The following is a 13,211-nucleotide window of genomic DNA, read 5'->3' as shown; positions in this document are numbered from 1 at the left end:
AAAAAAGTTAAGGAAAGCACTAGAAAGATTTAAAGAGGCTTGTTGTAATACCTGCGATGGTACTTCGCTTAACCACTCATACTCTTTTTTTAGAGAAGGCAGCAGCTTAATTATTTCGTTTCTGCTTAATCCTTTTCCAGTTTGCTTGTAAGTTTCAGATGTCAAGTTTAGAGCGTAATTGTAAAACCATCTAGCACAGCCAAACGACTTGGCAAGCAAAACTGATTGCTCACTGGTCGGATAGATTCTGTACTTGAATGCTTTTAGCATTTTGCTTACCAAACTACATTTACTGTGGTAAACTATTTAGCTAGAAATGTCAAGCCGTCCTCCGCTACGCTAAAGGACGGGGTTTTAGACCCAAATTTTCGATAAATATCATCGGTACGGGCAGCCATGATAAAGTCATTTTGATGTAATCCGCCCACGTCATGGGTCCACCAAGAAACGGTAACTTTACCCCATTCTGTCAATAAAGCGGGGTGATGGCCTTCTTTTTCCGCTGCTTCTCCCACGGCATTAGTAAAGGCGATTGCCCCTTGAAAATTGGCAAATTTATAGAGTTTTTGCAGACGGGGAATACCCTCGTATTCTAAGAGATTCCAATCGGGAATTTTAGCCTTTAAAGCGGTAATTTCCTCGGCAGTGATAGGAGAAGAACCCGATTGATAAGGTTGACATTTTTGTTGGGCAAGTTCGGTCATAGGGGTATCAATCCAGATTTTTTACCTTTATTATAGAGGAAAATCCCCCAGAGAAATTTTCTATTCTTCCTCTGACTCTGGAGAACTTACCCAAGGAGTAGAAGATTCGGCAGCTTTCGGGAAAGAAAAAGATTTTTTTGGAGGAGAAGGCAATAATTCCAATTGTCGATTACCGGTTTTATAGCTAGTTTTATTTTTATGCTCTCCCCGTCGTCGTTGGGAGGTTTTTTCCTCCGTGGTATTTTCGGCTATCACTTCATACAAAATCGCCCGTTTATCCTCTTGTTGACCTTTTCTTAAAACCCGTCCTAAACGCTGAATATATTCCCGGGTGGAACCGGTTCCCGATAAAATAATCGCGATGCGCGCTTCCGGCACATCAACCCCTTCATTAAGAACATGGGAAGTCACCAGAATTTTGTATTCTCCCTGACGAAAACGGGTCAGGATTTCATGGCGTTCTTTCACGGGAGTTTGATGGGTTATGGCAGGTATTAAAAAGCTCTCGGAAATGCGGTAAACTGTGGCATTATCGTTGGTAAAAATTAAAATTCGTTCCGGATGGTGTTCACAGATTAACTCGGCTAAAACCCGCAATTTTCCCTGGGTTCCGGAGGATATTTCCTTCGACTCCCGGTGGGCCAACATGGCCCGGCGCCCTTCGCTACTTCTGGCACTAATCATGACAAAATTTTGCCAACCATCTAAACCAGACAAACTGAGATTATTTTTTCTTAAAAAATCATTGCGAATTTTAATTGCTTCTTGATATTTTTCCTGTTCTTTGGCAGATAGTTTCACTTTAATTTGAATTATTTCATGATCGGCTAGGGCTTTTCCTGACAAGTCTTGGGGACTTTTTTGATAAACAATTGCACCAATAAGATAATCTAAATCTTGATGACTACCATCACCGCGATCCGGTGTTGCTGTTAAGCCTAAACGATAGGGTGCGATCGAATCTTCCGCTATTTTCCGAAAGAAATCCGATGGTAAATGATGACATTCATCAAAAATCAAAAAAGCGTAACGATTGCCAAGAGTTTCTGAATAAATTGCCGCACTTTGATAGGTGGCGATTAAAATAGCACTATTATCCTTAGAACCTCCCCCTAATAATCCCACCTCGGCATCGGGAAAAGCCGCCAACATCTGGGCATACCACTGGTGCATTAAATCAATAGTCGGCACGATAATTAAGGTACTCCGGGGAGTCGATTGTAGAGCTAATTGGGCAAGATAGGTTTTGCCGGCAGCGGTGGGAAGGACAATGACACCCCTTCTCTGGGATTTTTTCCAAGCGATTAACGCTTCCGTTTGGTGGGGGTAGGGTTCCCGTTCAAAACTGGCAATTAATTCTAAATTGTTAAAAGCTTTTGCTTCATCTTGGAAGTTAATGCCCTCCTCCTGTAGAGTTTCCACCAGAGGACGATAATGAAGTGCCAAAATGCGAAATCTTTCAATACGATCATCCCAAGTGGCAAAATCTAGCCATTTTTTCCCTTTTGGTGGTGGATGGAGAATTAAGGTTCCTCGCTCATATTTGAGGGTGGGTAAGCGCATTTTTCAGTAAACAGTAAACAGTAAACAGTAAACAGTAAACAGTAAACAGTATAAGTGAACTGAAAACTTACATCTGATAACTGATAACTGATTCAAGGCTGACGGCTGCAAGATAGCTTATCGCTAGATCATATTTATCGGGCTAAAAAAAAAGAGTGTGAATTAACACACTCTCAGCATATCGAAACAGCCAAAGTTTTGCAATAGATTAAATCTTTTCGGTTAGCTTAGTCAGAACGCGATTGGAACGTTCCACAAAAGCTTGCATTCCCTCGGCATCAAATCCCTTTTGAGCGATTAAAGCTAAATCATAAACGTGCTGACAGAGCATTTTCGCTAATTGTGCCGATGGAGATTCGCCGCTACCGGTAACAATACTTCCCTGACTAATCTGGACAATTTGTTGAATTAGGGGATGATTAGTATTAATCATCAGAATATGTTCTTCGGGGAAAGCCATGGCTTTTTGTTGCATCATTGCCGTCATTTCCTGTAAGCGTCGCATTGCTTCTGGAAGTAAGACAATTGCCGGGGGAGTACCTTGGGGATCATCGGATTTCAAGGCTTCAGTTTTGATATTGATGCGAGAATTATCGAGGGCTTTGGCGAAGATTTCTTTGATCAATTCAGCCCGGCTTTTATTACTAGCGGGATCGATAATTTCACTAGCTTGATCCTGTTCGAGCAGCGTCGAGTCTAATTCAGAATCAACCCGGGTGAATTTCACATCAGAGTATTCTCTTTCTAGGAAAGGAATAAAGTAATTAGTATCGATGAAAGAATCAAAGAAAAGGATTTCTAAACCTTGATTTTTGTAGAGTTCAACGTAGGTGGATTGGCTACGAGGATCGGTACAGTAAAAAACTCGATTTTCGTGGCGTTCTTTATGGCGTTCTAGGTAGGCTTTGAGAGTAGTATAACCTTCCTGTTCGATCGCTTCTAGGGGAGTTTTCGCCGTTGCTTCTTGCCAGGCGTCACCTTCAGCGGTTTGCACTGCCACTTGTACCGCAGTTTCTTCGGGTTTGTAGGTAGTCCGATAGATTAAAATATCTTCTACCTGTTGTTTAAATTTATCCTCTTTCAAGGAACCAAATTTAATAAAAGTTCCCACATCTACCCAACAACGAATATATTCTTTTGCGTCTTCGTCATAGAGCGATTTGAGGCGATCGGCAATTTTTTTGGCAATAAAATCGGCAATACGGCGAACGGTGCGATCTTTGGTTAAAGCACTTCGAGACACATTTAAAGGAATATCTGGACTATCGATAACTCCTCGCAAGGGCATCAGGAAATCGGGAATAATTTCTTCGCAATGCTCGCTGACAAAAACCTGATTACAGAATAACTTTAACTGTCCTTTTGAGACATCCACATCCGGTCTGAGTTTGGGAAAATAAAGAATGCCATTGAGCAAGAAAGGATAATCGGTATTCAGATGTACCCAGAGTAAAGGTTCTTCTTGGAAAGGATAGAGATAACGATAGAATTCTAGGTAGTCTTCTTTAGTCAGATTTTGAGAAGATTCTTTCCATAAAGCCCGTTGTTGATTAATCACTTCCCCATCAATTTTAATGGGAACGGGCATAAAATCTGAGTAGGTTTTGACTAACTGGCGAATGCGGGCAGGTTCTAAATATTCCTCTTCCTCATCCATTAAAGTTAGGGTGATAGTCGTGCCGATTTGGCTGCGGGAAGAATCGGTTAGTTCAAACTCTGGAGAACCATCACAAGACCAATGGACAGGGGTAGCACCTTCTTGATAGGAAAGAGTATCAATCTCTACCTTTTTAGCCACCATAAAAGCCGAATAAAAACCTAGTCCAAAATGACCGATTAAATCCTTGGCTGATTTTTGGTATTTAGTGATAAATTCTTCCGCACTGGAAAAGGCAACCTGGTTAATATATTTCTTGATTTCTTCCCCCGTCATCCCGATACCATTATCGGTAATTGATAGAGTACGATTTTCTTTATCGATGGCGATATTAATTTCTGGTTCGGGGACTTCTCCTCTTGCTTCTCCTGCTAAAGAAGCCATTTTTAATTTCGAGATAGCATCCACACTATTAGATATCAATTCCCGCAGAAAAATTTCATGGTCAGTGTAGAGAGATTTTTTGATAATAGGGAAGATATTCTCGGTATGAATCGTGATATTACCTTTTTCTAGTACCGTCATACGTTCAATCACTAAGGGCTTGACTATTCTAACTTTTTTATTTTGCTCGATGATGGCACTATTGATCACAGAGCGATTGCCCAACTTCTTCTAGGGGGATAACCGTACCGATAAACGGATTCGAGAACTCGATCGCAAAAATCAGGGATAATTGCCGGATTATCGGGGTTATTTAGCACTTTTTGACTTTAGCAATCCGATTGAAGCGGAATTGCAGTAGCTCTACTGTTCAATTTGCAGATATCCCTCAATCACAATATCGGGATTGAGATAATTAACCGTGACATTTTCTAACTGTAAAGCTTGGCTCATTAACTGGAAACCTAAATCACCCACGGCAGTAGGTGCCTTGATTCCCCCGATGATTTTGGGCGCAATAAAAGCGATAATTTTTTGTACCATGCCCTCAGCGATGGCAGCCGCGCTTAAACCGCCGCCGCACTCCCACAAAACCTGACAAAATCCCCTCTGATAAAGATTTTCCATCACTAAAGTGGGTGTCACCTCGGTTAGTTCGATCACTTCCACGCCTTTTGTTAATAATTGTTGCTTAAGCTTGACATTAGAATCAATTTGTGTATAGACAAGCGTGGGAAATTGACTGGTATCCCAAAGATGGGCGGAGGAGGGTAAATCGAGCGATCGAGTCATGACCACGCGCAGGGGATTATGATCGGAGAGGCCGTGAGTGGTTAGGAGAGGATTATCTTGACGGACAGTGCTACCGCCGACGATAATCGCATCACAGGCCGATCGCAATTGATGGACTATTTGGCGAGAAGCAGGGCTAGTAATCCAAGTGCTATGACCAGTAGTAGCGGCAATTTTGCCATCGAGAGTCATGGCATATTTGAGGATACCGAAGGGTTTTTTAGCGGTAATGCGATGGATAAAACCCTGATTGAGTTGAAGACATTCGGACTCCTCCACTCCCACCAGCGTCTCGATGCCTGCCGATTCTAATCTTTGAATACCTTTCCCCGCCACCAGGGGATTAGGATCGATCATCCCCACCACCACTTTTTTAATGCCCGCTCGCATAATTGCCTCGCTACAGGGGGGAGTACGTCCATCGTGGTTACAGGGTTCAAGATTGACGTATAAAGTGGCACCACGAGCTTTTTCTGCCGCCTGTCTCAGGGCGAAAACTTCCGCATGGGGTTGTCCGGCCTCCGGGTGAAAACCTTCGCCGATAATTGTCCCCTCTTGAACGATCACAGAACCCACCAAAGGATTAGGAGAAGTCCGCCCCAAGGCTTGCCTAGCAAGGGTTAGACATCTTTGCATCATTGTGCGATCGAATTCCGTTGCCTGGGCCATGGTTGATTTCTCCAAAGGAGGGGAGACTTTATCAGTGATCAGTGGGAATTATAAATTATAAATTATGAATTATGAATTGGGAGATGGGGGAGCGGGGAGAAAAAAGCTGACGGCTGATGGCTGATAGCTAAAAATATGCGTCCCATGTTTGCCTCTTTTGGAATTGCGATCGCCAAAACTTCGTTGACATTTGTTTCTAAATATGCTGTAAAAGCGGGCATTCCTGAGAAGTTAAAGCTGAAAAAAACTGCCGTGGCCGTGTCGAATACGCGCAATATCAGTAAGGCTAGTATGAAGCTTAATGACGCTTTATCGCGCATGGAAGTTAATCCCGAAACCTACGAAGTGCGTGCTTACGGGGAATTATTAATCTGTGAACCCGCTACGGTTTTACCCATAGACCAACGCTATTTCCTATTTTGAATTCTGGTTTTTTTAAAACCCTATTTTTTGGGTGTTTTGGAATGCAGGAAGCTAAAGGATAGGCGGTTAAAATCCGTCTTAGCGGATTCTTTAAAAAATAAGACTAAGTATTAAACCAAATGCACTACCGAATAAGGTAATGATCATCAAAATAATGCTAGTAAAGGTTTTACTATAGCCTCTTTCTTGAAAATCGTTCGTTACTTGCTGGGCTAAGTGATACACCCCGAAAGAGAAGTAGAACGTAGCAAAAGCGAATAAAGTTGCGAGAAAAAATCCGATCAATAAGCCGACAAATCCGCCTATAAATCCTCCTGACAAAATACCAATTAATAGCCCGATAAGATAAAGAATTTTTTCAGATAGGGCTTCTATACTGGGAGTAATCAAGGAAAATACTTGAAGAGGATATTTATTAATAAAATAGACACTGGCTAATGCGGCTCCTAATGCACCAATAAAATTTTTATTTTTTCTATCTTGAGTTGCTCCCCCGTATCCTCCAACGGCGGCAAGGCTAGAATTAAATAATAGGGAATTAGGATCAAAGTGTTTTCCAAAAATTTGATTTAAGTAATTTCCTAATAAGTTCGCAACAATCGCACCGACAATCGCAGCAGCAGTATTGCTGAGTCTGTATCGTTGTTTTCTGAGTATCCATTCTCCTAAATCGCCAAGCCAAGTTAAGAAACCAATCGAGATAATAATTAACCAATAGGGTTGAGTTGCTAATTTCATTGTCCAATCAATTGCGATCTTTTTTGTTAGTGATATTCCTACAAAAATCGCACTAATTGTAATTATTAAAAATGTCAGTAAATAAAGAGGGATAAAGCTTATTGTCGGGAAAATCAACCATTTTTGCTCACGTTCTGATAATTTGTTTGTAAAGTAAGAAGTGATTATGTCAATGTTAAAGAGTTTAAACATTATCAAAATTGGGGTGATAGCTAAACTGCCTAAAACTACGATAGTAAAAAAGCTAAAGCAAAAAATTGAAATTAATTCTCTCAATAATAAAAGAGGATTTTGGGTGAGTATTATTTCTTTAAAAGTGAAAGAAAAGTTGTTATATTGACCGATAATAAACAATAAGATAACAGGAATTATAAATGTAACGAGAATTGCTGGATGAGAAATATTATTGGGATTTTTGAGAAATTTTTTAAGTTGTCTAGAAAGTTGACTTGTTTTAATTTTATGGATTAAGTATTGCCCATCTTCTTGAAAATCAAATTTATGAAATAAAAGCTTAATATCATTCCATATTCTTTTGAGTAATTGAAATGTATTTATGTCTGGTTCTATCGTCAACTGAACATTTGTAATGATTTGAGCCAAAATATCATTGATTTGCTGAATTGCATTTAATTTATTGAAGTCTGAAATTTTATTTATATTATTATTTAGCAATTGAGGATTTACTATTTTATCTGGACTTAAACGTAAATCAATATAAGAACGTCGGCTAACTGCTATCGTGTAAGATTTTTCCTCTAAAAGTAGGATTGCAGCAAGATAATCTATATTTAATAGTAAAATCAGAAAGTTTAAAGAAATTCTATAGAGCCTAAAATATCTAAATGTGTTAGTTGTTGAACCCTCAGACGATAAGATAATCTGTTGAGGTTCGTATAATTTATCAAGTTCAAGTTTTCTTTGTATGATTTCTTCAACTTTTTCATTATCTTTTCCTTCAGCTTCATAGACTTCAATGAGTTTGTCAAAAGTCTTAATGAGTTGCTCGTGATCTTTGCCAAATAATCTTTCTTGAAAATCTAAAAATGCTAATAGTCGAGATTCAAACTCTTCATCAGTACTGTAACGATAAGCAAAGTCCCTGCTGCCCTTACTTGGGACATCCTCAAAGGCAACATTGTAATGAACATAGCTTCTCCAGTCATCATCTTTGACAATAAGTGGACTGACAGTTAATTTGATTTTGTAACAAATGTGTTTACTAGGTGGAATAAATAATGTATAACCTTTTAAGTCGGTTTTCCAGATTTTTACACTAGGTGCAAAAGTCATTGGAAAGAGACTTGTGCCAGAGGAATCTTCAAGATAGCTGTCTCTTTCAAAAAACAATTGTTCATCTATGTAGAATTTTTGAACAATCCAACCTGGCCCATACATTATCCCCATCGGCTCCAACGGTTGTCTAGCAATTCCCCAGTAATGTAACTCTTTTTCAATTAAAATATTTTTACCTTCAGGAATAATTTCCCATGAGTAGCCAGAAGACTTACAAAAGTTTTCAATTACTATTTTAGTATTTTTTTCAGCAGTTAAATTTAAAAAGCCTTGCTCTTGCAAGCAGTGTTGATTAAAAAAGCTTGCATTCTCAAAAGACTCAAATAGCAAAATTGTCAGTTTACCATCTTGACGTAAGGTATGGATTCCTTCGCGTTTAGTTCCTACATTAGCTGTTAACACATAATACTCTTTTGCTTTTTCTTTCTCACTCTCAGCTATTTCTTTGGACGGTAAAGTAACTTGATTTTTCTCAAGATTATCTTGAGGTTCAATAATTTCAAATAAATTATACTGTTCTTTAGTTAAACTATTGCCTAGTAGTTCCCCAATAATCAGATGCTTATTATCTGGTGTTAAAAAAGCTAAGGTCGTCAAATTTTCTAATTTGAAATAGATTGGATATTTGGCAAGAGCTAAAACTTCGCCATTATAAGAACCAGCAACAGTTATTAAATTGCCTTCTATAAATTTTTGGAAAATAAAAGTAATAGTAGATTGATGTATATGAGACTCACCAAATTTCTGACTATCTCGTAGTCTATAAGAGGCAATATTACCATGTTTAATACCGACTAATAGAGTTTGACTATCTTCTGAAATTGAGAACGTATTAATATTTTCAATTTCACTTTGATAATTTAACAGGAGCGGAGTTACGTCTTGAGTTTGTAAATTAATTAAACGTAAACCATGAGACAAATCTGCATCCTCATAGGAATCATTTTTAAATTTGGATGTAACTAGAAATTCTGCATCGTTTGATAAAATTATTTTTTTCCAAAAATATTCATCATTTTCTTCAATTTGTGGTAATAATCTATAACCAATTGGGGTAACTTGATTGGTTTTTAAATTATGTAATTGAAAACATTTTCTTTTTGTTTCCCTTAAAGCCCATTGACCATTTTGGCTGACGGCTCTATAAATAAAAGGAGGATTGGATTGTTTTTCTTTATTTTCTGCGAAAATTTGTGCTAAAAACCATTCATCAAAAGTATTGTCTTCATAAACAAAGATTAACCAAAGTTGATTAATACTTTTGGCAACACCACTAATAACAATGTTTTTTCTTCGATATTTAAAAGACCTTAATTTTAAGGTATTAACTTGTTGACCCGTTACCGAATCTGTGACAACTAAAAGATTAGGTTCCTGTCGAAAAAGAACCCATGCACCATCAAGAGTAATGGCAATTTTATAATTAAAATCAAATCCTACAGATGCCATAGTTCAATGCCCCCGTTATTACTTTGAGAAATAGTCCATTGACCATCAGGTGTCAAATCCTCTAGTTTGATGTGAGAGGGTAATTTAGTTTGTAATTGATGGAGCGGTAACTTTCTACGTTTTTGGAGGGTATTTCCAATATTTCTGACAAAATTATAGGTTTTCTTCACAAACCAATCATAAGTTCCCCACCCTGAATAATGTTTATAGTGAAGTCGTAAAATTTTATTTTCATGGTGTCTGTATGGATAAACGTAGGGTGGTAATTTTTGACCAAGTTCATTCCAACGAGAATATTGAGGATACAATTTTGTATAACTTAATATCTGTTCGATTACTTGACCGACTTTCTCTAGCTCAATGGGACTAAACAAATTTTCTTTGAGTTTATTTTTAATGGGGATTTGATAAATTGCTTCCCACCCAGAAACAAGAGTCAAATGTTGAGGCGTAAATTTAAGATATTTCGTTGAAATTTTGTCAGGAAGAGGAATGATTAAGTGCAGACAACCTTTTTGTAAATTCCAAATCTTAATAAATTCATGATTGCCAGCAACGAGCCAAGAGGCATCATCACTAATTGTGACCGCTATAACTCCTTTCCAATCTCCATCTTCATAATCAATCATATCTGTACGAAGGAAAATAAATGAGGGATTTTCTGAATTAGATACTCCATATTCAACGAAATTTTGGAATGACCAATCTTTTGATAATTTAACTTTTTTATTGCTACCAGGAACAAAACCTTCTGATTTTATTTTAATATTTTTCTCTTCATTAACATCAAAAAAAGATGAATGAAATTTATTATAAAAAGTTTCCCAAAAATCTTTTTCAAGATCAATCAAACATAAGCATCCTCTCGCTGTTCCAATCGCTGCATATTTAGCATTTAAACTAAGAGCAATACAATTTATTCGATCTTTATGACTCACCCCAAAACAGAGAATTGAGTCCTCTTCTTCTAAATTCCATAATTCAAAGATCGTTGCGGGTATTAATTCGGGGCCATAACCGTCAAAATAAGAGTAATATTTTGAAGAATGTAGCCTAGTGTGTGATGATCCAGTTGCTAACCACTTGCCATCAGGACTAATCGCTAACACGGAAATTGTAATCTTTTCTTTGATTTGTTCCTCTGGTATTGCATCAATTACTTCCTGCCATCCATAGTCGTTGCCTATATTTTCTAGACTGCGACGAGCCACAGAATAGGTTTCCTTGATTATTAGTTCTTTAAGCAGTTGCCCTGTTTTTAAATCCCATTTTTTAATTAATCCATCACCATAGCCTGTGGTTACAGCGAACTTACCATCATCACTAATTGCCATTGCATGAAAAATATTACCCCCTGCGATAGTCCTCACTAAAGAATCTTGAGGTGAAATCATTTCAACTTTTATCGGTTTTAACCAAGCATATTCCCGCCAATCTTTAATCTGCTCTAAAAAAGGTTCTAGTTTCGGTTCATCAACCTTCATCAATTTTCCAAGTAACTGCCCTGGTAATTGATATTTATCCCGTTGTAAAACATTTGCTGATTGCTCAACTGCCCTAAAGATTAACTCCAAAACTCGTCTTTCTTCATTCGAGAAAACAAGCTGAGACTCCAACGCCAAACGATAATCTTCAATTAACGATTGAACCTCTTTTTTTCGGGATAACTTGTAGTCAAGAAACATGAAATCCGTCAAAATTTCATACAAATCCTCTACCGCCTCTCCTTTTGTCAAATGAAAAGGCAAATCCAACATCGTATCTAAATCTTCTGGCAAAAAATCTTCAAACTCATTCATGGCGACGTTTTTTCATCTCCTTTCTTTTTTCCCAAAGGTTAAAATCAACTTGAGAAATATTCCTATGAATTTCCTGAAATGTTACTGGATAATCATTCTCTGTAAGTCCATGTAAAAAATCTTGGTAACTTGAGTGATAGATGCCGTAACGCTTTTCATTATCTTTCATAATTTCATGTAAAAATTGTCTCCATTTTAATAAAATGTCCTGAACTGTTAAAGGCTCTGCCCCAGAATAATCACAAACTTTACGCTGAGAAACAGCTTGTTTAACTGCGGCTAAAACAATTACAATTTTAATCTTTTCCAAAGGTAAAGGATCATCCGTCATTCCCATTCGTCGCCAGTGAAAAATATAATACTTGTATAGCCCTTTTGGAAATTGTTCTAGTGTTAAATCTTTATATTCTCCTTCTTCTATATCTGAAATAATACACCTCAAATATAGAAAATTATTTTCACTTTTATCACTAATTTTATCAGTAAAATCTTCAATTGTCTCCTCTCTTTCCGCTATTTGAAAACGTAGCGTCTCACTTCTATTAATTCGATTTTCAATGTAAATTTTGACATCTCGTCCACTATCAGCCTGATATTTATCATCCAATAAATTCAACGACTTAGAAGGCGCATAAACTGCCATCGGAACATCAACACCTCTCCTTAAAGTTAGAATAAAATAAACTCCATTCGGTAAATGAGGCGGCAAAAAAAGGATATTTGAAACACTTCTATAATTAACTTGATCTACCTCATCTAAAGCATCAACAACAATAACAATTGGATTTTCAGTTTCTTTTTGGGCAGACTCATTTAATAATTTGTCTAGAAAATTTCCATCCTGTGTCGCATTAGGTGGCAACGAGGGATAGTCCAACTGATAACGTTCAATTAATTGATTACAAATACTTTCAAGAAACTGTTCAGCACGAGTGAGATTGATTAATGAACGATTAAAATAAGCAATACAGCCAGTATCCTGAACATACTTAGCCAAAATCGCAGTTTTTCCCTGTCCAGGATCACCAATAACCGTAAAATAACCCTTAGAATTGCTGGTAATAAATGAATTGATTTCATCAAATACATATTCACGCCCAACAAAATCCTGAGTTTCCTCGGCAATCAAAGTCTGAAATTGAGGAGGTATATTCTTAATTTCATAACGGTTTTGTTTGACCTGCTCCTTAACAGGCGGCTCCAGTCAATAAAAATTCTGATTAACCGTTACATTAGAACCTGCTTCTGCAATAAATCCAAGATTCTTAATGATTTTAATTGCTTGAGCTTGCTTGTCGAGGTTTTGCTTGGCTACGGTTTCTGCTAATTGCTTAAATACTCCATCTTTTTCAATTAATGTCGCCATTATTTGTATCGGTTCTGCCAAGGCATCTGTATTATCTTCCGAAGACCCTTCCAATTGTTTAAGCGTGTCAGGTGACTTTTCAGCCAACTGTTTTTTGATTTGCTCAACACTTTCCTCGACAATGACTTCCCCTGTTTTATTGAAAATACCAACTAAGACAAGAGCAACTATTCCTGCAAGGGTAAATGGTTCCATAGCGATTAGCCTAAATTCTAAATTTAGATAACTATAATAGAGGGAGCATCCCATTTAGGCTCTTCTGGTTTCTGTGTGGAAACGAGGTCTATACTGATAGTTTCTTCCACAAAATAGTCCTAAAAGTCTTGCCCAGTAAACATTTCACGATTCTATAAGCAAAAATTATCACACAA

At 37.5% G+C, this 13,211-nt stretch carries 9 protein-coding genes and 1 pseudogene; 1 reads left to right on the top strand and 9 read right to left on the bottom strand.

The annotated features are described in order from the left end of the window. The 5 genes from EWV84_RS01325 to ribD form a co-directional block, all read right to left on the bottom strand. On the bottom strand, positions 1 to 270 hold a 270-nt coding region (locus tag EWV84_RS01325), incomplete at its 3' end, for a helix-turn-helix domain-containing protein (protein ID WP_287075915.1). Between the two features lie 32 nt (positions 271 to 302). Then, positions 303 to 704, bottom strand: coding sequence for a 4a-hydroxytetrahydrobiopterin dehydratase (locus EWV84_RS01320; protein ID WP_287075913.1), 402 nt, complete (start codon positions 702 to 704; stop codon positions 303 to 305). Between the two features lie 60 nt (positions 705 to 764). Continuing rightward, positions 765 to 2,267, bottom strand: coding sequence for a DEAD/DEAH box helicase (locus EWV84_RS01315; RefSeq protein WP_287075911.1), 1,503 nt, complete (start codon positions 2,265 to 2,267; stop codon positions 765 to 767). A gap of 208 nt (positions 2,268 to 2,475) precedes the next feature. Next, the gene (gene htpG, locus EWV84_RS01310; RefSeq protein ID WP_287075917.1) at positions 2,476 to 4,449 is read right to left on the bottom strand and encodes a molecular chaperone HtpG; all 1,974 of its coding nucleotides are present in this window, start codon (positions 4,447 to 4,449) and stop codon (positions 2,476 to 2,478) included. 222 nt (positions 4,450 to 4,671) lie between these two features. Then, positions 4,672 to 5,769 carry a bifunctional diaminohydroxyphosphoribosylaminopyrimidine deaminase/5-amino-6-(5-phosphoribosylamino)uracil reductase RibD gene (ribD, locus tag EWV84_RS01305; protein WP_287075909.1) on the bottom strand — a complete coding sequence of 366 codons (1,098 nt, stop codon included), beginning with the start codon at positions 5,767 to 5,769 and terminating at the stop codon, positions 4,672 to 4,674. Positions 5,770 to 5,904: 135 nt separating this feature from the next. On the opposite strand from ribD, the pseudogene ureC reads away from it, so the two are divergent. Beyond that, positions 5,905 to 6,192 (top strand): annotated as a pseudogene (ureC, locus tag EWV84_RS01300) (urease subunit alpha); the annotation flags it as partial. Positions 6,193 to 6,282: 90 nt separating this feature from the next. On the opposite strand, the gene EWV84_RS01295 reads toward ureC, so the two are convergent. The 4 genes from EWV84_RS01295 to EWV84_RS01280 form a co-directional block, all read right to left on the bottom strand. Continuing rightward, entirely contained in the window at positions 6,283 to 9,675 is a 3,393-nt protein-coding gene (locus EWV84_RS01295; protein WP_287075908.1) for a DUF3110 domain-containing protein, read from the bottom strand. Further along, entirely contained in the window at positions 9,663 to 11,474 is a 1,812-nt protein-coding gene (locus EWV84_RS01290; RefSeq protein ID WP_287075906.1) for a WD40 repeat domain-containing protein, read from the bottom strand. The genes EWV84_RS01295 and EWV84_RS01290 overlap by 13 nt, the downstream gene beginning before the upstream one ends. Beyond that, entirely contained in the window at positions 11,467 to 12,603 is a 1,137-nt protein-coding gene (locus EWV84_RS01285; protein WP_287075904.1) for a P-loop domain-containing protein, read from the bottom strand. The genes EWV84_RS01290 and EWV84_RS01285 overlap by 8 nt, the downstream gene beginning before the upstream one ends. Positions 12,604 to 12,678: 75 nt before the next feature. After that, positions 12,679 to 13,035: a hypothetical protein gene (locus tag EWV84_RS01280; RefSeq protein WP_287075902.1), complete on the bottom strand. Its 357-nt coding sequence runs from the start codon at positions 13,033 to 13,035 to the stop codon at positions 12,679 to 12,681. Between the last annotated feature and the right edge of the window lie 176 nt (positions 13,036 to 13,211).

The sequence above is a fragment of the Microcystis sp. M_QC_C_20170808_M3Col genome, from assembly GCF_007095505.1.
Classification (GTDB): Bacteria; Cyanobacteriota; Cyanobacteriia; order Cyanobacteriales; family Microcystaceae; genus Microcystis.
The sequence above is the reverse complement of the archived record's forward strand: the minus strand, read 5'-3'. Positions and strand labels throughout refer to the sequence as shown.

Bases quoted from the DNA above. Each gene is read 5' to 3' on its own strand.
- ribD (WP_287075909.1), bottom strand. From the start codon at position 5,769: ATGGCCCAGGCAACGGAATTCGATCGCACAATGATGCAAAGATGTCTA.
- EWV84_RS01315 (WP_287075911.1), bottom strand. From the start codon at position 2,267: ATGCGCTTACCCACCCTCAAATATGAGCGAGGAACCTTAATTCTCCAT.
- EWV84_RS01320 (WP_287075913.1), bottom strand. From the start codon at position 704: ATGACCGAACTTGCCCAACAAAAATGTCAACCTTATCAATCGGGTTCT.
- htpG (WP_287075917.1), bottom strand. From the start codon at position 4,449: ATGACGGTACTAGAAAAAGGTAATATCACGATTCATACCGAGAATATC.
- EWV84_RS01290 (WP_287075906.1), bottom strand. From the start codon at position 11,474: ATGAATGAGTTTGAAGATTTTTTGCCAGAAGATTTAGATACGATGTTG.
- EWV84_RS01295 (WP_287075908.1), bottom strand. From the start codon at position 9,675: ATGGCATCTGTAGGATTTGATTTTAATTATAAAATTGCCATTACTCTT.
- EWV84_RS01280 (WP_287075902.1), bottom strand. From the start codon at position 13,035: ATGGAACCATTTACCCTTGCAGGAATAGTTGCTCTTGTCTTAGTTGGT.